We start from the raw sequence: 21780 nt of genomic DNA, 5'->3' as shown, positions 1-21780 counted from the left end.
CAGCAGCTAAGGAATGATTACTTTGCTGATAGTCTGGCCGCTGGCCGTGCGCAGCTGCACCAGATAGACACCGGGGGCGGGGCGGCCGGTTCCGCGCGGCAGCAAAGGCAGGGTTTGCAGGCCGGCGCGGCCCGTGGTCAGCACGGGGGCGCTCACGGCGCGGCCCAGCAGGTCGGTGAGGCGCAGCTCCACGGCCCCGGCGGTGGGCAGGGCAAATTCCACCACGGTTTCGGCGGTCAGCGGGTTGGGGTAAATGCGCGCGGCCGTTACGGCTCCGTCGTTGCGGGTAGCCAGCAGAGGCGCGGCCCCCACGGCCACCTTGTCGAAGTAGAAATAGTTGCCCCCGTTGCTCTGCAGCGTAAAGCGGCACTGAAACCGGCTGCCCAGGTAGGCGGCCGGAATGTCCACGCGCAGGCTCTGCCAGTCCGACGCCGCAGTGGGCGTAAAGCCGTAGACGCGCAGCGTATCCCGCGTGTTGAGGGCGGCGGCGGTGAAGCCCCGCAGGGTGTTCCAGCTCACGCCGCAGTCGGTGCTGGCCTGCACCACCAGAAACTCGTTGGCCATGCCCGGCCGCAGCGCATAGGCCCGGCTGAAGGTGATGGCGGGCTGGTCGGCGGCGGTGAGGCCGCTCAGGTCAATGTTGGGCGAGGTAAGGGTGGTCTGGGTGCCGCCGGTGAGGGTGGTGCTGGGCACCAGCAGGCAGGCCGTGCCGTCGCTCACCACCAGGCCGCTCGCCCCGTTTACCCGGCGAATAAACCGCGCGCTGCTCGCCGTCGAAGTGGAGGAGTTGGCCCAGTTGCGCAGGTCGGGAGCCGGGTAGTTAACCGGGAAAGTCGGGTTTTCGAACGACTCCACCACCGGGCCCACCAGGCCGGCATTGCCGCCCAGCACGCGCACCAGGCCGCTGCGGGTGGTGGTGCCGGTTTGCCCGGCCAGCGTAATGCTCAGGGTTACGTCGTAAATGCCGCCGGTCGGATAGGTTACCACCGGCGCGCGCAGGCTGGAGGTGGCGGGCACCCCGCCCGGAAACTGCCAGGCGTACACGGCGCCGGGCGAGGCCACGGCGGCGTTGTAGGAGTAATCGGTGAACGTGACCGTTGAGCCCGCGCAAACCGTGGTGGCCGAGGCCTGGAACGCCGCCACCGGCGCGCAGCCCGGCGCCACGTAGCCGTCGTTGGTGCCCGTGGCCAGCAGATTTGCGGCGCTGGTGAGGGTCGAGCGGCAGCCAAGCTGCAGCGAGGCCCGCATCACCGCGCGCTGGCCCAGCGTAAACATGTTGGTGCACGAGGAGTAATCCATGTAGTTCTGCACGTTGGCCAGCGGCCCGCAGGGGTTGAAGCTGGTGAGCACCGTGCCCGTGCCGTACGGCGACGAGCAGCTCGACTGCGACCCGGTGGTGTTGGGCGTGTCGGCAATGCCGTCGTCGATGCCGCAATTGCTGGCCAGGCCCGGCGTATTGCTGCCGCCCCAGGTGTGGGGCAGGCCAAAATAGTGGCCGATTTCGTGCGTCAGCGACCGGATGCACAGGTTGGCCCCGCACGAGGTGCCGATGCTGCCAAACTGCGCGTTGCGAATCACAATGCCATCGACGGTGCCGCCTGTGCAGGGCAGGTAGGCATAGCCGCCGGCCCCGTTGGCATTGGTACACACCCAGATGTTGAGGTACTTGTCCTGGTCCCACTTGATGAGGTCCTTCACCCGGTCGTCGCCGATGTTGCCATCGGTGGAGTAGGTGCGGGTGATGCCGGTGGTGCAGTTGCCGTTGGGGTCCTTCTTGGCCAGCCGCATCTGGAAGCCGATGTTGGCCGCAATGGGCTGGAAGGCCGGCAGAATGGCGGTGGTGTCGCGGTTGGTTTTGCTGTAGTCTTCGTTGATGACGCGAATGGCGTCCTCCACCTGCGCATCGGAAATGTTGCTGCTGCCGCCCGTGTGAATGATGTGCACTACCACCGGCACCGTCACGTCGGGGGCGGCCAGCAGGCGGGCCCGGGTTTCGGGCGGCATGCTGGCCACGCCCTGCAGGAAATCCCGGTAGGCCGCCGCCGCGCCGGGCTGCCGCGCAAACGCCGCCTGCTGCACGCTGTCGAAGGCGCAGCGGAAGCCGGTTTGATGCTCCGGATACTTTCGGATGACGCCTTCCGGCGTTTGGGCGGCTGCCGGGCCGGCGCATAGCAAGCCAACCGCGGTCAGGCCCAGGAGCCTCCCCCGTAAATTACGTAACAGTTTGAGCATAAAAGAAAAACAGGAGAAAAAGAACGTTGGAAAAGGGGGGCGAAGCTGCTGGCAGGTGCCAGCCTGGGGGTGGGGCTTCAGCAATGAGTTTCAGGCAAGCAAATTAGGTTCAGGCAGATGGGGAAAGTATGAAGGTGCTAATTCTTCCAGCCGCTAGCTCCTAGCAACGGCACGAAGCGAAAAGTTTCAAACTCTTCCCGCACGTAGCTCTCGGGCCCTTCGCGGGTCACGCGAATCATGCGCTGGTTCTGGCTGTCGCCCACCGGAATCACCAGCCGGCCGCCCACCCGCAGCTGGCGCAGCAGGGCCGGCGGCAGCCCCGGCGCGCCGGCCGTCACCAGAATGCCGTCGAAGGGCGCTTTGTCCGGCAGGCCCACCGAGCCGTCGCCGCAGTGCAGGCCCGCGCCCGTGGCCCCCAGGGCGGCCAAAAACGCTTTGGTGCGCCGAAACAGCACTTCGTTGAACTCGATGCTCTCGACGTGGGGCGTGAGGCGCAGCAGCACCGCGCACTGGTAACCCGAGCCGGTGCCCACTTCCAGCACCCGGTCGGTGGGCTGCACCCGGAGCAGCTGGGTCTGGTAGGCCACGGTGTAGGGCTGCGAAATGGTCTGGCCCTCGCCAATGGGAAAAGCCTTGTCCTGATAGGCGTGGGCCTCAAAGGCCGGCTCGAAAAACAGGTGGCGCGGCACGGCTTCCAGCGCGGCCAGCACCCGCTCGTCGGAAATGCCGCGGCGGCGCAGCTCGCGGGCCAGCGCCCGGCGCTGGCCCTGGTGGCGGTAGGTGTCCTGAAGCGGTGAGATGGCGGGAGGAAAAGGAATGAGAGGAAAAATGCGACAGCCCTGGGCGGCCCGGCCGGGTGGCCGGAACCGGGCCGCCGCCCAACATGCAGCGGCGCGCCGCTACCTTTGTCCGGTGCGGTATTTGCTTTGCCGGCCGCTAAAATACTACCAAGTCCTTCGTTTTGCAGCTTATTCGCCGCTTCCAATATTTCAAGCTCGTGGCCGCCGATTTCGGCGCGGCGCTCATTGCGTGGATGTGCTTCTACCTGTTGCGCAAATATTTGCTCAACGAGCTGACGGGCTACCGCTTCACCGAAGGGGCGTTGTTCGACCTCACCGGCTCGGCCGTATTTATTGCCGTGTTCTGGACGGTGCTCTACACGCTGGTGGGCGAATACCGCGACATTTTCCGCAAGTCGCGCCTAGCCGAAATCATTCGCCTGGCCCAGGTTTCCATGCTGGGGGCCATTGTCATTTTCTTCACCCTGCTGCTCGACGACCAGGGTGTGGTGAACTACCGCGCCTACTATAAAACCTTCACGGCCTACTACTTGCTGCACTTCTTCATCTCGGCCGTGCTGCGCACCTGGGCCGTGAGCAGCGTGCAGGGCCTGATTTACAAAGGCCGGATTTTCTTCCCCACGCTGCTGGTGGGCTCCAATGCGCTGGCCCTGAACACCTACCGCGAGCTGGCCCGCACCGGCCGCCACCTGGGCCTGCGGCTGGTGGGGTTCGCCCCCGTGGGCGACACCGTGGACCCCGTACTGGCCGCCGAGCTCCCCGCCCACGGCTCCTACCAGCGCCTGCCGGCCCTGGTGCGGGCCCTCAAAATCGAGCAGATTGTTATTGCCATCGAGCCCAGCGAGCACCGGCTCATTCAGGATATTCTGACGCTGCTGGAGGGCACGCCCGCCCGCGTGAGCATCCTGCCCGACTTGTACCAGATGCTGCTGGGCTCGGTGAAAGTCAATCACTTATTCGGCACGCCGCTCATCGAAATCAAGCAGGACCTGCTGCCCGTGTGGCAGGTGGTGCTCAAGCGGGTGCTCGACGTGGTGGGCTCGGCGCTGTTTCTGGTGCTGGCCTGGTGGGTGTATGCCTTCACGGCCGTGATGGTGCGGCTGTCGTCGCCGGGGCCCATTTTCTACCGGCAGGAGCGCATCGGGCGCAACGGCCAGCCGTTCAAAATCATTAAGTTCCGGTCGATGTACATCGATGCCGAGAAGATGGGGCCGGCCCTGAGCTCCGACCACGACCCGCGCATCACCAAGTGGGGCCGCTTCATGCGCAAGGTGCGGCTGGACGAGCTGCCGCAGTTCTGGAACGTGCTGAAGGGCGACATGAGCATTGTGGGCCCGCGCCCGGAGCGCCAGTTTTTCATCGACCAGATTGTGAAAATCGCGCCCCACTACCGCCACCTGCACCGGGTGCGCCCGGGCCTCACCTCGCTGGGCCAGGTGAAGTACGGCTACGCCGAAACCGTGGCTCAGATGGTGGAACGCCTCAAGTTCGACATTCTCTACATCGAGAACATGAGCCTGGCCATGGACTTTCGGGTGCTGCTCTACACCCTCAAGATTATCGTGGAAGGACGGGGGAAATAAGGATTAATGAGGAATGAGGAATGAGGAATGAGGAATTAGCAGGCGGCCCCATTCTTCATTCCTCATTCCTCATTAAGCGCAGCGTTACCTTTGCAGCTGCCGGCCGGAACCTTTCAAGCTCCGGGTGAATTGCACCACCGATATGAATACTGAAGTAAAAGGGAGAGTCCTCGTCGCCATGAGCGGCGGAATTGACAGCAGCGTGGCCGCCGTGCTGCTGCACGAGCAAGGCTACGAAGTGGTCGGGATGACCATGAAAACCTGGGACTACGCCAGCGCGGGCGGCTCCAAAAAAGAAACCGGCTGCTGCTCGCTCGACAGCATCAACGATGCCCGCGACATTGCCGTGACGCTCGGCTTTCCGCACTACATCATCGACATCCGGGACGAGTTTGGGGACTTCGTCATCGACAATTTTACCGACGAGTACCTGGCCGGCCGCACGCCCAACCCCTGCGTGCTCTGCAACACCCACATCAAGTGGGATGCGCTGCTGCGCCGCGCCGACCAGCTGGGCTGCGACTTCATTGCCACGGGCCACTACGCCAACATCCGCAAGGATGCCGACACCGGCCGCTTCGTGGTGAGCAAGGGCCTCGACGAAAACAAGGACCAAAGCTATGCCCTGTGGGGCGTGAGCCAGGAGAGCCTGAGCCGCACGCTGTTTCCGCTGGGCGGCATGCGCAAAACCGAGATTTATGACGAAGCCCGCCGGCGCGGCTTCACCGAGCTGGTGAACAAGCCCGAGAGCTACGAAATCTGCTTTATTCCGGACAACGACTACCGGGGCTTCCTGCGCCGCCGCGTGCCGGGCCTGGAGGCCCGCGTGGCCGGCGGCAACTTCGTGACCAAAAACGGCCGCGTCATCGGCAAGCACGAGGGCTACCCGTTCTACACCATCGGGCAGCGCAAGGGGCTGGGCGTGGCGCTGGGCTACCCCGCCTTCGTGCTCGAAATCCGGCCCGATACCAACGAAGTGGTGCTCGGCAACTACGACGAGCTGGCCAGCACGGCCACCGTGGTGGGCAAGCTCAACATGGGCAAGCTGGCCAGCCTCGAAGGCCGCGGCCTGGTGCCGGCCGTGGTGAAAGTGCGCTACAACCACGACGGCTCCCCGGCGTTTCTGGAAGAAGTGGACGGCAAAATCCGCGTTTACTTTGAGGAGCCCGTGCACGCCATCACGCCCGGGCAGGCCGCCGTGTTCTACGACGGGCAGGACGTGCTGGGCGGCGGCTGGATTGAGCGCCACGTAATTGGCGAATTTCCCTTACCTTTTGCCGCTGCTGAGGTCAGCAATTAGTTTTAATCCCCTTTCCTGCTGCGCTACCTATGCATCGGATATTTTCAACCTGGCCGGGCGTAACCGTGGCGCGCCGCATTCGTTCTGTGGCCGTGGTAGCGGTGGTTTTGGCCGCCGCTACCACCGGCTGTAAAAACGAAACCGAGGCCATTCCCGAAACCGGGGCCGACTATTATCCGGTGGCCGTGGGGCGGTTCTGGACCTACGCCGTGACGGATACCGTGTGGGGACAGTCGGCCTACAACGGGCAGGTGACCCGGGGCAGCGTCACCGTGACCAACACCCAAAAGCGCGACCTCATCACCGAAACCTTTGTCGATGCCGCCGGCAACACGGCCTACCGCATGGTGCGCGCCAAGCGCAACACGGCCGCCGATGCCTGGACCAACGACAGCGTGTTTGTGCTGACGGCCAACCCGCAGTTCGTGGCCATCAGCCGCAGCAACCGCCAGACGCTCGAAGCGGTGTTTGCCATCCGGGAAGGCGGGAAATGGCACGTCAACGCGCTCAACAGCAGCATGGCGGATATTGACGATACCGTGAAAACCCGCCAATACAGCCAACTGGGGCAGCCGTTTACTACGGCGGCCACGGCTGGCCAGGCGGCCGTCACGTACCCCACTACCGTTGTGACCAGCGACATTGGCCCGGCGGTGCAGGACAACCTGCTGAACCGGGTGAGCTACCAGCAGGTTTTTGCGAAGAACATTGGCCCGGTGTTTCGCAACCGGCGCAATCTGGCGTTTTTCAACTACACCGACTCCGGCAATGGCAACCAGGTTTTTCCGGCCAATGCCTACAACATCGGCTCCTACACGCACCGCGAAACCCTGATTGACTACGGCCCGAAATAAGCCGCTTTACCTGCTGATTTTACTTCTTGCCTTCTCTTTACAATGGCATCTTCTTTTACGAAATGGCTGATTGCCGGGGCGCTCACGGCCTTGGCAGCGGCTCCGGCCGCAGCCCAGGGCACGGTGCGCCGCCACCTGGTGTATTTCCGCGACAAAGTGGGCACGCCCTATTCGGTGGCGCAGCCACAGGCTTTTTTGTCGGCCCGGGCCGTGGCGCGGCGCACCCGTCAGGGCATTGCCGTGCTCCCGCGCGACCTGCCCGTAACGCCGGCCTACGTGGCCCAAGTCCGGGCCGTGTCGGGCGGGCCGCAGGTGCTCTACACCTCGCGCTGGTTTAATGCCGCCGTGGTGTCGTGCGACTCGCTCACCCTCATTCGCATCAAGGCGCTGCCGGCCGTGCGCAGTGCCGTCACGCTCAACCAGAGCTACCAGGCCCCGGCCCCGTTCACGCCGCCCACGCAGGTGGCTCCCGTGGTATCGGGCGCAAGCACACCCCGCGCCCGCTACGGCAAAGCCTACCGGCAGAACGAGCAGATTGCGGCCATTGCCATGCACAACGCCGGCTACCGGGGCGAAGGCATGCAGATTGCCGTCTTCGATGCGGGCTTTCCGGGCGTGAATCAGATGTCGGCCCTGCAATCGGCTTTTCAGGAGCAGCGCGTGGTGGGCACCCGCAACTTTGTGGATGGCGGCACCAGCGTGTACCTGCGCAACAGCCACGGCACCAACTGCCTGGCGGCCATTGGCGGCAACCAGAGCGGGTTTTTCATTGGCAGTGCGCCCAAGGCCACGTTCCACCTGTGCATCACAGAGGACGTGTATTCCGAGCATCCGATTGAGGAGGCCAACTGGCTGGCGGCCGCCGAATACGCCGACTCGGCGGGGGTTGACATCATCAGCTCGTCGTTGGGCTACACCGATTTCGATGCTCCATCGCCGTCCTACACCTACGCCGACATGAACGGCCGCACCGCCATCAGCTCGCGGGCGGCCACCATGGCGGCCCGCGTGGGCATGCTGGTGGTGAACGCCGCCGGCAACGAGGGCAGCAACCCCTGGCACTACATCTCGGCCCCCGCCGATGCCGACTCCATCATGTCGGTCGGGGCGGTCGATTCGGTGGGCAACCACGCGTATTTCAGCTCCTACGGGCCCACTTCCGACGGGCGCATCAAGCCCACGCTCTCGGCCATGGGCTTTGCCTCGGCGGTGCTGGCGGCCAATGGCACGGCTTTCCGGGGCAGCGGCACCTCGTATGCCTGCCCCATTCTGGCGGGCATGGCGGCCGGCTTCTGGCAGGCTAATCCCACGCTCACGGCGCAGCAGGTCATTCTGGCCCTGCGCAGCACGGCCACGCAGGCCACCAATCCCGACAATACGCTGGGCTACGGCATTCCCAACTTTGTTTCGGCCTACAATGCGCTGCACCCCAATGCGCCGCTGGCGGCCGAAAGCGCGGTGGCCGCCGCTGCGGGCTCATTGGGCATTTACCCCAATCCCAACGGCAATGGGCCGCTTACGCTGGTGCTGCCCACCAGCCTGCGCGGCCAGGCGCTGAGCGTGCGCGTGCTGGATGCGCGCGGCGCGGTGGTAGCCAAAAAAATGCTGCCGGCCACCAATCTCAGCGAAACCCAATTGCAGCTGCCGGCGCTGGCCAAAGGCGCTTATACCTGCGAGGTAAGCGCGGGAAATATTCGGCAAAACGTGAAGTTTGTGCAGCAATAGGCAGAGAATCAGCCGACGGAAAAAGAGCACCTTCCGGTGCTCTTTTTTTATGGTCTTTTGGGCGAATATCTCCTTGTTTTTGAGGGAGATATTCCGTATTTTTAAAGCATAAATCCACCCTTTTCTCTATCGGCAGAATGTTGCAGATGATGACCACCAAGCGCATTGGGCGCCGCCAGTTTCACTTCACCGTGCAGGGCAATAATTTTTACGAAACCGTGGCCGAATACGACCGGCTCAGCTTCCCCGATGTAGCCGCCTGCGGCATCTGCGGCTCCGACAACCTCGACCTGACCAGCCGCGTGGCGCAGGGCAAGTACAAATACACTTCCGTTAAGTGCCTGGCCTGCCGCGCCGACCTGACTTTTGGCAAGAACAAGGATGACGACCAGAGCTATTTCCTGCGCCGCCGCGAAAACGGCGAGCTGGACTGGAAGGCGCTGGAGAAAGCCGAGAAATAATCATTCTGCTCCTTGCCCTGTTTCACCCTGGCACACGGCACTCTGGTTTCAGGGTGCCGTTCTTTGTATGCGCGGATAACGCGGGCGTTATCGGCGAAATTCTTCTAATCTGCTTAATCTGCGGTCTATGTTTACCGGAATTATTGAAGCCCTGGGCACCATTGTCAACGTTGAAGACCAGGGCAGCAACCGCCATTTCACCGTGGCCTCGCCCTTCGCCGCCGAACTGAAGATTGACCAGAGCGTGGCCCACGACGGCGTATGCCTGACCGTGGTAGCCGTTGACGCGGAGGCCGGAACACATGTCGTGACGGCCATTGATGAAACCCTGCGCGTGACCAACCTGAGCCAGTGGCAGCCCGGCCGGCACGTCAACCTGGAGCGTTGCCTGGCGGCGAATGGCCGCTTCGATGGCCACATTGTGCAGGGGCACGTCGATGCCACGGCCACCTGCCTGAGCGTGGAGGACCAAGACGGCTCCTGGCTGTTCCGGTTCGGCCACGCCCCCGGCCCCGGCCGCCTGACGGTGGAAAAAGGCTCCATCTGCGTGAACGGCACCAGCCTCACCTGCTTCGACAGCACCGACGAGGGCTTCACGGTGGCCATCATTCCCTACACCTACGAGCACACCAGCTTCCAGCAGCTGCAGGCCGGCGAAACGGTAAACCTGGAATTCGATATCGTGGGCAAGTACGTGGCCAAGCTCCTTGGCAGGGTGGGCTAGCCGGCCTGAATGACCCATCAAAAAAGGCCGGCTGAATGCTCGGGCGGCCTTTTTTGATGACTTTTTTTCAAACTAAGCCGGCTGGGCCGTGCGGAAGAATGTTTGGGCGCGCTGCAGGGCGCGGGTGTCGTCCTGGATGTCGTTGGGGCGGGAGCCGGTGCCATAGAGCATGCCGCCCCACTGCATGTGCATGTATTGGGCGGTGAGCCTGAGGGATGCTTCCAGCGGTTCGGCCTCGAAGGTGTCGCCGCTGCTTACCACTATCAGCCACAGGGTTTTGCCGCGCATCTGCTCGCGGAAATTCAGCGCGGGGGTGCGCAGCCAGGCGCTCCAGTGGTCGAGGTACTGCTTGGCCTGAACCGGCAGGCTGTACCAGTAAAGCGGCGTTGTGAGCACAATGTCGGTGGCTTCCAGCGTGGCATCCAGCAATATCCGGGCATTGCCGGTGGGCGCAGCATAGGCACCGCTGTGGCGCAGGTCCACGAAGTTGGGCAGCGGGTAATCGAGGAAGTGCAGCCAGCGCTGCGGAATGCCGGGCAGCAGGCCGTGCGCGGCACAGTAGGCCAATTGCTCGCTATTGCCCAGCCGCCGCGTGCTGGACAACAGAAATAAAAACTGACGCGAAAGCTCAGGCATACGGCAGAAAGTTACATTTGCTGAGGCATCCAGCGCAATACCAGCCAGTGGTAGAGCCCCGCCGCGCCCCAGCCCAGCAGCGCCCCGATGGCTGCCCCGCCCAGCACGTCGGAAGGGTAGTGCGCCCCCAGGTACATGCGGCTGTAGGACAGCAGCACCGCCCAAATGAATGCCAGGGTTTTGGTAGCCCGAAAGCGGCCCGCTGGCAGTACGAGCAGCAGAAAAACGGCCAGCGCCATCGAGTTGGCGGCGTGCGAAGACAGGAAGCCGAACTGCCCGCCGCAGCCATCGGGCAGGTGCAGCAGGCCGGCCAGCTTGCCGTCGTGGCAGGGACGGAGGCGACCGAAAAAGGGTTTGAACAGCCGGCTGGTGATGCTGTCGGCCAGGCCCACGGCCGCCACCACCAGCGGCAGCAGCAGCAACGCCCGGCGGCGGAACAAGTCAATCAGCACCGTGATGAGGAGGGCGTAGCCGGGAATCCAGGCGTAGCGGTTCGAAGCGAAGACCATCGCCGCATCCAGGGCGGGCGTGTGGGCGTGGTTGATGGCCAGCACCAGGTGCCGGTCAAGGTTCTGCAGGGCATCAAGCATCGGCCAGCCAGTCTACGCCTTTGCGGAGCCAGCCCAGGGTGTTGGCCTCCGGGGTGCCGGGGGCGGGCGGGGCGGGGTTGTAGGCCCAGCCGGTGCGCGGGGGCAGGCTCATGAGGATGGACTCGGTGCGGCCGCCGGTTTCGAGGCCGAAGCGGGTGCCCCGGTCGAAGGCCAGGTTGAACTCGGCGTAGCGGGCGCGGCGCTGGGTTTGCCAGGCTTCTTCGCGCTCGGTGAAGGGCAGGGCGTGGTTTTCGGCCATCAGCCCGGTGTAGAAGGGGCCGAACAGCTCGGCTACGTTGCGCATGAAGGCGAAAAGTTCTTCGGCCGTGCCGTCGGGGCCCACCGTCAGCCGGTCGTAGAAGATGCCGCCCACGCCGCGCGTCTCCTGCCGGTGCGGCAGGTAGAAATAGTCGTCGGCCCAGCGGGTGAACTTCGGATAATAAGCCGGATTGTGACGGTCGCACACGGCCTGCAATTGCCGGTGGAAGCGGCGGGCCTGGGCTTCGTCCACGTAAATGGGGGTGAGGTCGATGCCGCCGCCGAACCACGCCTCGCCGTTGCCGGCCTCGAAATACCGCACGTTCATGTGGATGATGGGCACGCGGGGGCTGCGCGGGTGCAGCACCACGCTCACGCCGGTGGCGTAGAAGCGCGGGTCGGGCATGTGCAGCTGGCGGGCGGCGGCTTCGCTCATCTCGCCCCACACCGTGGAGAAGCCCACCCCGCCTTTTTCGAGGATGCGGCCGTTTTCCAGCACTTTGGAGCGCCCGCCGCCGCCGCCTTCGCGCTGCCAGGCATCGGTGCGGAAGGTGGCCGGGCCGGCATCGGCGGCTTCGAGCTGCTGGCAGAGGCGCAGCTGAAAATCAGCGAGCCAGGTTTCGATTTCGGGGCGCGTGGTGGGCGAAGGCATTAAGGGCAATTAGCAGTGAAGAATGAGGAATGAAGAATGAACAGTTTGCATCGTGGCAATAACTACTCATTCTGCATTTCTCAATTGCTCGTTGAGCACGGCGCAAAGATAGGAAGGGGGCGCGGGGCGTACTTTTGCAGCCTCACCCGCCCCATCCGCTAATGTCCGATTTTGCCGCCCCCGAAACCGCTGACCTCTCCAATACCCGCGTAGCCAATGCCGCCGCCGCCGCCGCCGCGGCTTTCATCGCCCCCAATGCGCCGGCTGCCCCGGCCCCAAGCGCGGACTTGCTGCGCCGGGCCTACCTGCTGATGAACACCGCCGCCGAAATGGCCGGCCTCTACGAAGAGGAGAAAGCCATTGCCGCCCGCTACGTGCACGCCACCGCCCGGGGCCACGAAGCCGTGCAGCTGGCCGCCGCCTTTCTGCTCACCGGGCACGACTACGCCGCGCCGTACTACCGCGACGATGCCCTGCTGCTGGGCCTGGGCTTGCGGCCGTATGAGCTGATGCTTCAGCTCATGGCCAAGGCCGACGACCCGTTCAGCGGCGGGCGCACGTACTACTCGCACCCCTCGCTGCGCCGGGCGGGCATTCCGGTGATTCCGCACCAAAGCTCGGCCACGGGCATGCAGGCCATTCCGGCCACGGGCGTGGCGCACGCCATCAAGTATTTTGAATCGGTGAGCCGTGAGCAGCTGGCAGCGGGCAACGAAGCATTCCAGGCAAAGCACGCGGAGCTGACTACGAATCGGGCGCTGTCGCTGTGCTCGATTGGTGACGGGGCCATGACCGAGGGCGAAGTGGCCGAGGCCCTGCAAATGGCCATTCTGCACCAGCTGCCCATCGTTTACCTGGTGCAGGACAACGACTGGGGCATTTCGGCCACCGGCCGCGAGATGCGCGCCATGAACGCCTACGAGTTTGCGGCCGGCTTCCCCGGCCTGCGCCGGCTGCAGGTGGACGGGGCCGACTTCGCCTCCTCGTACCAGGGCCTGACCGAGGCGTTTGCGCACGTGCGGGCGCGGCGCGGGCCGGTGCTGGTGCACGCCAAGTGCCCGCTGCTGGGCCACCACACCAGCGGCGTGCGCCGCGAGTGGTACCGCTCCGACCTGGCCGCCCACCAGACCCAGGACCCGCTGCCCCGCCTGCACCAGCAGCTGCTGCGCGCCGGCGTGAGCGAAGCCGACCTGGCCGCCCTGCAGGCCGAAGCCCGCGCCACCGTGCGCGCCGACTGGGCCGAGGCCCTGGCCGCCCCCAATCCCGACCCCGCCACCTTCGCCGACCACGAGTTTGCCCCGCCGGCCATCACCGAAGAAGCCGGCGAGCGCAGCCCCGCCGGCGCCGATAAAGCCCTGATGGTGGACGCGGCCCTGCACGCCGTGGACGACATTCTGCGCGAATTTCCCGAGGCGCTGTTCTACGGCCAGGATGTGGGCGGCGAGCTGGGCGGGGTGTTCCGCGAGGCCGCGCTGCTGGCCAAGAAATACGGCGACCGCCGGGTGTTCAACACGCCCATTCAAGAGGCGTACATTGTGGGCAGCACGGCGGGCATGGCAGCCGTGGGCGCACGGCCCATCGTCGAAATTCAGTTTGCCGACTACATCTGGCCTTCGCTGAACCAGCTGGTGGAGGAGCTGTCGAAATCCTGCTACCTCACCATGGGCAAGTTCCCGATTCCGGCCGTCGTGCGCGTGCCCATTGGGGCCTATGGCGGGGGCGGGCCCTACCACTCGGGCTCCGTCGAGAGCACGCTGCTCACCATTCGGGGCATCAAAGTGGTGTACCCCAGCAACGCGGCCGACATGAAGGGCCTGATGCGCGCCGCTTACCTCGACCCCAACCCGGTGATTATGCTGGAGCACAAGGGCCTGTACTGGAGCAAGGTGCCCGGCACCGAAGACGCCAAAACCGTGGAGCCGGCCGCTGGCTACGTCATCCCGCTGGGCCGCGCCGCCATTGCCCAGGAAGCCGATGCTGAGAAGCTGCGCCAGGGCGAAACCGCCCTGGTCGTGACCTACGGCATGGGCGTGCACTGGGCCAAAACCGCCAGCCGCGACTTCCCCGGTCAGGTCGAAATCCTCGACCTGCGCACGCTCAATCCCATCGACTTCGAGGCCGTGACGGCTGCCACCCGACGGCACGGCAAGGTGCTCGTCCTCACCGAGGAGCCGCTGCTCAACAGCTTCGCCGAAAGCCTGGCCGGCCGCATTCAGCGCCACTGCTTCACGGCCCTCGATGCGCCGGTGTTCACCCTCGGCGCGGCCAACCTACCCGCCATTGCCCTCAACGTGGAGCTGGAAAAGCAGATGCTGCCGAGTGCCGCCAAAGTTTCGGCCGCGCTGGGCGAGCTGCTGGGCTATTAGTAGCAATCAAGCTCGCCTACGGCTTCAAAACGGCTAGCCAGCCGGGGAGCAGAGCCGCCGCTTTGCGGCGGCCGGTGTGTAGCGAAGCATGGTTCTCGTGATTCAACAGCCGCGTAGCGGCGGCAGAAGTCGTTCAACCGAATCTGCCGCTGCTGCGCGGCTTTTTCGTTTTCCCACTTACTGCTACAAGCCTGCTGCCGCCAGGTCGCTGCTTCGTTGGGGTTAGGCAAACGCCGGCGGCAACCCGCCAGGCGCTTTACCACAGCTGCGCCCGCAGGCCAAACCCGAGCGTGAGAATGTCCTTGAACGGCAGGCTGCCTTTGGCACTGGTCCAGCTGATAAAGTATAAGTCGTTGGTGCCAAGCTCGTAATAGGCCATGACTGACCGGGGGCGGCCCTGCCGGGTGGGCTTAAGCGCGTAGCCAACGCTGCTGCCCACGAAGGCGCCTTCGCGGGTGTGCGACGACCACCAGTAGTAGTCCTCGTCGTACTTGCTGCCCCGGGTAGTGGTGAGGCCGCGGCTGGCCGAGTAGTTGACAAAGCCGCCCACCGTGAAAGGCTGCACCCGCCACCCGGTTCCTTTAATGGGCAACTGCCACGGGGTGTAGCTGAGCTTCGCCGTGAAAATGCCCATGGGCGTAATGCTGAGGCTTTTGGGCAGGTAGCCGGCCAGCACTTCAAAGGCAAGCCGGTTGCGGTAAGACGTCCAGCCGGCCCCAACGGCTGCCACGCCCTGGCCGCCGGCCGTGTGCACCAGCAGGCGCGCGGGCACATACCAGCTCAGTGGTTTGACCGGAACGGTGTCGGCCGGGGCCATGGCCGGCGAGCCCAGGCCCGCAAGGCGAAGCAGAAGCAGGGTGGCGAAGCTCATCAGAAATCAACGGTTTTGAGCTTGAACTGATTGCGGCCCCACAGCGTCAGAATCACGTAGCGGCGCTTCTCGAAGCTGTAGGAATTGATGAGCGTAAGCCCTTCGCCGTAGGGCTGGCTGATGCTGAAATCGTGGCGGTGCCCGTTGAGGGCCAGGGCCACGCGGGGCGCAGCTTTCAGCGACTGCACGTAGGGCTGCTCCAACTGCCGGTCGAAGTCCTCATCCATTGGCGGGACGTGGTTGATGACCACCTGCCGCTGCACGCCCACCGTATCGGCCAGCTGCTGCTGCAGCCAGTTGATGTTGGGCACGGTGCCATCGAAGCGGTATTCGCGGCCGTTGGTATTCAGCATAATGAACTGCGTGCCCGCGTAGCGGAAGGCATAATCCAGCGGGCCAAACACCTGCTGGTACACTTCCCGGCCGTTGGCGGCGTGGTCGTGGTTGCCCACCACCGTCACGTAGGGCACGCGCAGCTTGCTGAGCTTGTCGTGTATCCACCACATCTCCCGGCCCAGGCCGAAGTCGGAAATGTCGCCGGCCACCACCAGAAAAGAGATGCCGGGCTGCTGGTTCACGCTGGCCACCAGGTCCCCGGCCTGGTCGTAGAACCGCTGCGAATCGCCGGTGAACACGAAGCGCAGGGTGTCGCCGGGCGGGAGCGGCTGCCGGGCCAGCGCCGCCAGATTCTTGGCCGTGAGGTCGCTGTAAGCTGCCGGAGTGGAGGTTTGATTGGGGCTGAATTCAATCAGCTCACAGCCCGAAAACAGCGCCAGGCTGGCGGCCGCCGCCAGCGCCGTGCGTACCCGGCTGCGGGTGCCGGAAGGGTAAATATCGTTCATCATGCGTCAGGTGCTGCGGGTCCGAACCGGACCCGCACAATGGATTACGCATGACAAACAGAATTACTTCAGATTTGCTACGGAATGTCTTCAGAATGCCTCGAAGACTAGATTAAATTGCCAGTTTGCCAGACTGAGTTGGCGGTTTAAAATGGATACCCGATGCCCAGGTTGAAGGAAATGGGATTGGCCGTGGTGTCGAAATTGCGCAGGGCCCAGCGCTGGCCGGGTTCGGCGGTGGGGTCGTACACCTTGGTGGCAACGTCGAGGCGCAGAATCAGGAACGTAAAATCGAAGCGGATGCCGAAGCCCGAGCCCACGGCAATCTGCTTGTAGAACTGGTTGAGTTGAAACTGCGCGCCGGGACGCAGGTATTGGCCGAAGTCGGATTTGGTAGGGTCTTCCTGCTTGCGTTCCTGCAAGCCCCACACGTTGCCAAAATCGGTAAACAAAGCTCCTTTGATGAAGCTGTAGATGGGAAACCGGTACTCGGCGCTGCCTTCAAGCAATAGCTCGCCGGGCTGCTCAGTGATGTAGTCGCGGGCCCCGTTCGAGAGCTTCGAGGTGTAGCCACCCGGGCCCAGGCGGCGCGGCTGCCAGGCCCGCAGGCTGGTAGAGCCGCCGGCAAAAAACGACTTGTCGTAGGGCACGATGAACGGACTCAGGCCGGTTTGCTCATCGTAGGTGCGGCTCAGGGCGTGAACCACGCCACCGTTTAGGCGCCACACAAAAAAGGTCTGGGGCGTGAGGTGGTGGTAGCGACGGTAGTCGGCGCTGATGCGGGCAAAGTCGTACACATTCAGGCTTGTCGCATCGTAGAGCGCATTGCGGTAGAGCCCACGCGTGAGGCCGCCAATTTCGGCAAACAGGCGCAGGTAGCGCGCGTCGCGGGTCTGGTTGAAGTCGTTGGAATTGTAGAGCGAGGTGAAGCTGAAGCTGGGCTCAATCTGCTTATTAAAGGAGCGGTAGAGCGACGAACCATCACGTATGCGCAGCGTGTCTAGGCGTTTCTGGAAATCATCTGTCACCTTCGAATTCACCAGCGTCATCACCACCGGCGAAAACACGTACTGATGAACCGGCGACCGTTGCCAGATATAATCCCAGGCAAACTCGAAGTTGGAGCGCGTGTATTCCGGCCGGTTCACATAAGTTTCCGAGAGTGAGAAGCGCGTTTTGGGGTTGTAGCGCGTCAGGAAATGATTGGTGCGGAACGGCACCAGAAACTGCGGCAGCACCAGCGCCGCCGTGGCGCCCAACTGAGTGGTGTATACCTGCTGAGGGTTATCGCCTTCCACCACGCCCACGCGGGTGAGCTGGCCCTCGAAGCCGGCGCGTACGCCCACTTCCAGCACCTCGGCCCCGCCAAAGGGGTTGCGGGTTTTCAGGCGCAGGTTCAGGAACGGGCCGGGCAGGTAGGCCACGTAGGTTACCCCGGCCTCGCTGGTTTCGCCAAACTTGGGCGCGGGCGAGGCGTTGATGACCGCCACCAGCTCGCCGGTACTGGGCCTGAGGCCGGCGCTGTCGGCGGCGGGCGGGTCGGGCACCTTGCGGTAGTTCACGGTATTGAACCGGAACATGTCGAGGTCGGCCAGCAGGCGCTGGGTTTGCAGGGTATTGGCCAGGCTATAGTGCTGGCCGGGGCGCACCAGCACCTTGCGCGCCAGCAGGCTGGTGCTGTATTTCTGCTCGTAGGCCGCAAAGCGGATGGAGTCCGTGGTCACGGTATCGGTGCGCAGGCCCAGGCTGGGGCGGGCGCGCAGGGCGGCGGCGGTGGTGGCGCGGCGCAGGGTGTCGCCGGCGGCGTTGCGCAGGGTGCGGCCCACGCCGGCATCGGTGATGAAGCGCACCTGCTTCACCGTGTACACACGGTGGCCCTGGTTGGGGGCGGGGTTGGCGATGAAGGTGCGCAGCCGCACCGTGAATTTCTCGTAGCTGGTATCGGCCTCGAGGGTGATGTACTGCTGGCGGAAATCGAAATAGCCGGCGTTTTTCAGCAGGGCTTCGAGGCGGGTGCGCTCCTGGCCAATCAGCTCCTCGTTGTAGCGGTCATTTTCCTTGAGCAGCGTCGCGCCCCGGCCCTGGCGCACCACGGCAGCCACGCCCGAGTCGGCAATGCTGGGCGCTTGCAGGCGGTAGTGAAAGGGCCGGCCTTCGGCAATGTTATACGTCACCGTCACGCGCCGGTACTGCTTGGCCGCGTCCAGCGAATCGGGTTTGCCAGGGAAAATCGCCCCGACGCTTTTCAGGGCCCGCAGCACAATCCCGCGCTTGTACCGGGTGGTGTCGGTGGCCGACACCCGCGCCCGAAAGAAGCCCTGCGAGCGCAGGTAGGTCGTCATCTGCTCCACCGACTTGCGGGTGAGCGCCGAGTCGTAGATGGCCGGGGCCTCGCCCAGCCGCATGATGGCGTTGCCCTTGTCCAGGGCCAGCTGCTTGCGGTTCACCCTGCGCTCGCGGCGCGAAATCAGCTTGCCCAGCTCGGCCGAGTCGGTGCCGGCGGCCTTCATCTTGGCCGCGTAGGTGCTCTGAATGTCGCGCAGCTTGTTTTTGATGCGGACCGAGTCGTAGAAATTAAATCCCAGCTGGTAGATAGCCAGCTTGGGCAGCGGGAAGCGGGTGTTAGGCTTTTGCTGGGCCAGGGTGGTCAGGCGCTCCTTGTCGGCCTGCTCCACGCCTTTTATCTCGACGCGGCTCAGCAGGCGCTGGTTGGGGCGCAGCAGCTTGAAGGGCGAGCAGGCGGCCACGGCCGCCAGCAGCAGCCAGGGGGCCAGCCGGCCCACGGGCCGTAGTTTTGACGAATAATAGTCGAACGATGGTTTCAAAAGCACTTGGCAAATACGTGCAGTCGCTGCACCAAAAGAAGTACCGGCACCGCCACGGGGCGTTTCTGGTAGAGGGAGGCAAAAGCGTGTTGGAGCTGCTAAGTTCCGACCTGGAAACCGAACACCTGCTGGCCACGGCCGAATTCATCGACCAAAACCGTGCCCGGCTGCCCGCTCGCCTGCCGCTCGGCACCGCCACCGAAGCCGAGCTCACCCAGCTTGGCACGCTGGCCACCAACACCACGGCCCTGGCCGTGGCCCGCCTGCCCGCGCCGCCGCCGCTGCCCCTAACGCTGCCCGAAACCGGTTTGTTGCTCGCCCTCGACGAAGTGCGCGACCCCGGCAACCTCGGCACCCTGCTACGCCTGGCCGACTGGTACGGCCTGCCCGGTGTGGTGCTCAGCCCCGGCTGCGCCGATGCCTACGCCCCCAAAACCGTGGCCGCCAGCATGGGCGCCTTCGCCCGCGTGCGCGTCTGGGAGCGCGACCTCGCCGAGTGGCTGCCCACGCTGCCCGCCGCCACCGGCATCTTCGGGGCCGACCTGCAGGGCGACAACGTGCACCGCCTCACCCTGCGCCCCGCCGGTGTGCTGGTGATGGGCTCCGAGTCGCACGGCCTCACGCCGGGCGTGGCGGCGGCCCTCACGCGCAAGCTGCACATTCCGCGTGGCGTGGGCGGCCAGGCCGAAAGCCTGAACGTGGCCATCTCGGCGGCCATTTTGCTGGATAATTTTTTCCGGAATCAATAAGGGCACTTTGCCATTGCGAGCGCCGCGAAGCCATCCTTCCGCCGGGCGCAACCAACCGTGCGATGTAAAAAGCCCCGGCTCAAATTTGAGCCGGGGCTTTTTACATCGCACGGTTGGCCGATGCTAGTTGATGCCAATCAGGCGGAGGCCGAAGCTCAGTACCTGGGTGTCGGGGCCGGCGTTGGCTTTGAAGAGAGGGTTCATGTTGTACTTGCCGAAAAACTCAAGGCTGCGGTAGCCGATGGTGCCCTGCAGGCCATACTGGAAGTTCTCCATGTTGTAGCTGCCGTCTTCGTGGTCTTTGTAGGTGGTGCCTTCGCTGGTGTATTTCACCTTGGTCCAGGACTTGATGCGGTAGCCCACGAAACCGCCCGCGCCGATGGTAAACGTAGGCTTGTAGTGCGAGTCGTGCAGCTGCAGGCGCAGCATCAGGGGCAGGTTGATGCTTGACGTGGCCAGCTTCGTTTTCTGGTACTGGCGGCCTTCGCGGTTCAGGATGATGCTGGTGCGGCCGTTCTCGTTCACCCATTGGTGGTTGCCGTTCAGCATGTAGTTGTTGAAGGCAAACTCGGGGCCCACCGTCACGCTCATGGGGCTGTGCTTGCCGCCGAGGCGGATGTCCCAGTCCATGCCAATGTTAACGTAGCGCGAGCCTTCGGTGCGCAGGTCCACGTCCGATTGTCCGGCCACGGATTTCTGGTTCACCAGCGCGTTCAGGCCCAGGTCGAAAATGAGGTGAGAGCTGGCACTGCGCTTCTCAAGCTGCTTCATGCGGGTCGAGTCGCGGTGGGCCTGGCGCTGCTCCTTGGTTTTCACATCCACGGTGTTGTAGGATTTGTTGCCTTTCTCATCGGTGCTCACCGTCACCCCGAAGGCCTTGTTCAGCACCACGTCCACGCGGTTGGTGTTTGCCTCTTTTTTGCGGGTGGTGATGCGGATTTGCTCGGGCAGGTTTTTGCCGGGCTGGTCCTTATCGGGGTAGAACTGCAGCGTCACCTGGTCGGTGCTGGAGCTCTGGGCCGCTTTTTCAGCCTGCGTGATGTAGCTGGCCAGGCGCGAGGTGAGGGAGTCGAGCTGGTAGGTTTTCATCTGGCGCAGCTGCGCCGCGTCGCGCACCACCAGGGTCAGGATGGCCTGGTTGGGCAGGCGCACCACAATGGTGTCCTTAAAAGCCGCCGTGGAGGCGCTGAAGGCCGTGGCGCGGGCCACGGCAGGCCCGCCCATCAACACAAGCAGCAGCAGAAAGAAGGAGAGAAAAGCGCGTTGCATGATTTCTAAGAAAAAGAGAGGTTAGAGTTGAATGGACTTGCTGACGCGGCGGCCGGCAATGTTGGCCCGAAGCGTCACGTTTTCAGGCAGGCCGGTGGCTTCGGCCAGGCTGAGGCGCTCGCCCCGCACCAGGTGGCCGGCCTGCTGGAGCAGGCGCCCGCCCAGGCCCCGGCGCTCGGCCGGCTCTTCGGCCGCAGCCACTTCTGCCAGCGCGGTGCGGATGCTGCGGGCGGCCGGCGTGGCCCCGTTGCGCACATCCACCGTGATGATGGTGCCGGCCGGGACGATTTCCGGAGCCGGAACGGCGGGGGGGGAGGTCTGGGCCACTACCGGGGCCGGGGCGGGATGCAGGCGCGGCTCGTCAGCAGCGGTGTTCCCGGCCGGGGCGGGGGTGTGGGCGGGCAGTGCGCTGGCCACGAGTGAGGGCGAAGGGGCGGCCACGTCTGGCTGCCGGGTGCTTCCCAGCGGGTGGCGGGGCGACTGCCGTTCGGCAAACTTCCTGGCCTTTGGTGCGGTAGATGCCAGCGCCACGGCGTGGGTTGCCTGGGCTGCCGCATTTTTTTGCGAAGGCGCCGAAACGGCGTTTTCAGTGGCCCGGGCCGCCGTAGTTGCGGCAACTGCCTCGCGCGATTGGGCTGCCGCTGCCGCTGCCTGCACTGCTTTCGTGGCGGCGGTGGCCTCTGCGTTTGTAGCGGCGCCCTGCGCGGCAGCAGCCCTTGTAGCCGCCTGGCCAATTGTGGCAGTGGTCCCGTGGCCACCCTGCACGGCTACGGCATCGGCGCCGGTTTTTCCGCCCGGGAACCCCAGCCACAGGCCGGCCCCGCCCGCCGTAATCAGCAGCGCAATGGCGGCGGCCAGGGCCAGGGGCCACCACGCGGCGGCCCGGCGCTTGCGGGGGCGCAGGTGCTCATCTTCCAGCCGCTCCCACAGCTCGCGGGCGGGCGGACTGATGTGCGCGTTCAGGTGTGCCTGAAACAGCTGGTCGAGCCGCTCGGCGTTCGGCGCTTCGGCCGGCGCGGGTGCGCCGGCGGCCGGCCCGGCGG

Annotated in this window: 18 protein-coding genes; 8 read left to right on the top strand and 10 right to left on the bottom strand. The window is 64.6% G+C overall.

Going from position 1 to position 21780, the window contains the following annotated elements; genetic code table 11:
- Nucleotides 1–6: 6 nt before the first annotated feature.
- Together ACYVHT_RS15335 and ACYVHT_RS15330 are read right to left on the bottom strand one after the other, a co-directional pair.
- On the bottom strand, nt 7–2232 hold the full coding sequence (locus ACYVHT_RS15335; RefSeq protein ID WP_460553548.1) for a M43 family zinc metalloprotease: 2226 nt from the start codon (nt 2230–2232) through the stop codon (nt 7–9).
- A gap of 137 nt (nt 2233–2369) precedes the next feature.
- The gene (locus ACYVHT_RS15330; RefSeq protein ID WP_460553866.1) at nt 2370–3032 is read right to left on the bottom strand and encodes a protein-L-isoaspartate(D-aspartate) O-methyltransferase; all 663 of its coding nucleotides are present in this window, start codon (nt 3030–3032) and stop codon (nt 2370–2372) included.
- A gap of 161 nt (nt 3033–3193) precedes the next feature.
- On the opposite strand from ACYVHT_RS15330, the gene ACYVHT_RS15325 reads away from it, so the two are divergent.
- The 6 genes from ACYVHT_RS15325 to ACYVHT_RS15300 all read left to right on the top strand — a co-directional run bounded on the left by ACYVHT_RS15325 (nt 3194) and on the right by ACYVHT_RS15300 (nt 9679).
- Nucleotides 3194–4615 (top strand): sugar transferase, encoded by a 1422-nt coding sequence (locus tag ACYVHT_RS15325; RefSeq protein WP_460553545.1) that lies wholly within the window; start codon nt 3194–3196, stop codon nt 4613–4615.
- A gap of 142 nt (nt 4616–4757) precedes the next feature.
- Nucleotides 4758–5915 carry a tRNA 2-thiouridine(34) synthase MnmA gene (gene mnmA, locus ACYVHT_RS15320; protein WP_460553542.1) on the top strand — a complete coding sequence of 386 codons (1158 nt, stop codon included), beginning with the start codon at nt 4758–4760 and terminating at the stop codon, nt 5913–5915.
- A 29-nt stretch (nt 5916–5944) separates the two neighbouring features.
- Nucleotides 5945–6769 carry a hypothetical protein gene (locus ACYVHT_RS15315; RefSeq protein ID WP_460553539.1) on the top strand — a complete coding sequence of 275 codons (825 nt, stop codon included), beginning with the start codon at nt 5945–5947 and terminating at the stop codon, nt 6767–6769.
- Nucleotides 6770–6811: 42 nt separating this feature from the next.
- A complete protein-coding gene (locus ACYVHT_RS15310) occupies nt 6812–8494 on the top strand; it encodes a S8 family serine peptidase (RefSeq protein WP_460553536.1) in 1683 nt (560 codons plus the stop codon).
- 146 nt (nt 8495–8640) lie between these two features.
- Nucleotides 8641–8955 carry a hypothetical protein gene (locus tag ACYVHT_RS15305; RefSeq protein WP_460553533.1) on the top strand — a complete coding sequence of 105 codons (315 nt, stop codon included), beginning with the start codon at nt 8641–8643 and terminating at the stop codon, nt 8953–8955.
- Between the two features lie 127 nt (nt 8956–9082).
- On the top strand, nt 9083–9679 hold the full coding sequence (locus ACYVHT_RS15300) for a riboflavin synthase (RefSeq protein WP_460553530.1): 597 nt from the start codon (nt 9083–9085) through the stop codon (nt 9677–9679).
- Between the two features lie 72 nt (nt 9680–9751).
- On the opposite strand, the gene ACYVHT_RS15295 is transcribed toward ACYVHT_RS15300, so the two are convergent.
- From ACYVHT_RS15295 to hemF, 3 genes are read right to left on the bottom strand one after another with little or no spacing between them, the layout of a single operon-like run.
- Nucleotides 9752–10315 carry a flavodoxin family protein gene (locus ACYVHT_RS15295; RefSeq protein ID WP_460553527.1) on the bottom strand — a complete coding sequence of 188 codons (564 nt, stop codon included), beginning with the start codon at nt 10313–10315 and terminating at the stop codon, nt 9752–9754.
- A gap of 11 nt (nt 10316–10326) precedes the next feature.
- Nucleotides 10327–10905, bottom strand: a complete 579-nt coding sequence (locus ACYVHT_RS15290) for a phosphatase PAP2 family protein (protein ID WP_460553525.1) — start codon at nt 10903–10905, stop codon at nt 10327–10329.
- The gene (gene hemF / locus ACYVHT_RS15285; protein ID WP_460553522.1) at nt 10898–11815 is read right to left on the bottom strand and encodes an oxygen-dependent coproporphyrinogen-III oxidase; all 918 of its coding nucleotides are present in this window, start codon (nt 11813–11815) and stop codon (nt 10898–10900) included. Before hemF ends, ACYVHT_RS15290 begins: the two co-directional genes overlap by 8 nt.
- Nucleotides 11816–12126: 311 nt before the next feature.
- Between hemF and ACYVHT_RS15280 the strand changes: the two genes are divergently transcribed.
- Nucleotides 12127–14181 (top strand): alpha-ketoacid dehydrogenase subunit alpha/beta, encoded by a 2055-nt coding sequence (locus tag ACYVHT_RS15280; protein WP_460553862.1) that lies wholly within the window; start codon nt 12127–12129, stop codon nt 14179–14181.
- A gap of 256 nt (nt 14182–14437) precedes the next feature.
- Here the strand turns inward: ACYVHT_RS15280 and ACYVHT_RS15275 are convergent, their stop codons facing one another.
- The 3 genes from ACYVHT_RS15275 to tamL all read right to left on the bottom strand — a co-directional run bounded on the left by ACYVHT_RS15275 (nt 14438) and on the right by tamL (nt 18719).
- Nucleotides 14438–15052 carry a hypothetical protein gene (locus ACYVHT_RS15275; protein WP_460553520.1) on the bottom strand — a complete coding sequence of 205 codons (615 nt, stop codon included), beginning with the start codon at nt 15050–15052 and terminating at the stop codon, nt 14438–14440.
- Nucleotides 15052–15897: a metallophosphoesterase family protein gene (locus ACYVHT_RS15270; RefSeq protein ID WP_460553517.1), complete on the bottom strand. Its 846-nt coding sequence runs from the start codon at nt 15895–15897 to the stop codon at nt 15052–15054. Before ACYVHT_RS15270 ends, ACYVHT_RS15275 begins: the two co-directional genes overlap by 1 nt.
- Before the next feature lie 143 nt (nt 15898–16040).
- Nucleotides 16041–18719: a translocation and assembly module lipoprotein TamL gene (gene tamL, locus ACYVHT_RS15265; protein WP_460553514.1), complete on the bottom strand. Its 2679-nt coding sequence runs from the start codon at nt 18717–18719 to the stop codon at nt 16041–16043.
- Here tamL and ACYVHT_RS15260 point away from each other — a divergent pair.
- A complete protein-coding gene (locus tag ACYVHT_RS15260) occupies nt 18710–19468 on the top strand; it encodes an RNA methyltransferase (protein WP_460553511.1) in 759 nt (252 codons plus the stop codon). The two genes, tamL and ACYVHT_RS15260, sit on opposite strands and share 10 nt — an antisense overlap.
- Before the next feature lie 123 nt (nt 19469–19591).
- Here the strand turns inward: ACYVHT_RS15260 and ACYVHT_RS15255 are convergent, their stop codons facing one another.
- Both ACYVHT_RS15255 and ACYVHT_RS15250 read right to left on the bottom strand, forming a co-directional pair.
- Nucleotides 19592–20737, bottom strand: coding sequence for a porin family protein (locus ACYVHT_RS15255; protein ID WP_460553508.1), 1146 nt, complete (start codon nt 20735–20737; stop codon nt 19592–19594).
- A 21-nt stretch (nt 20738–20758) separates the two neighbouring features.
- On the bottom strand, nt 20759–21780 hold a 1022-nt coding region (locus ACYVHT_RS15250), incomplete at its 5' end, for a hypothetical protein (protein ID WP_460553506.1).

The sequence above is a fragment of the Hymenobacter daeguensis genome (assembly GCF_054780555.1).
This window is presented reverse-complemented; position numbering and strand designations above follow the sequence as displayed.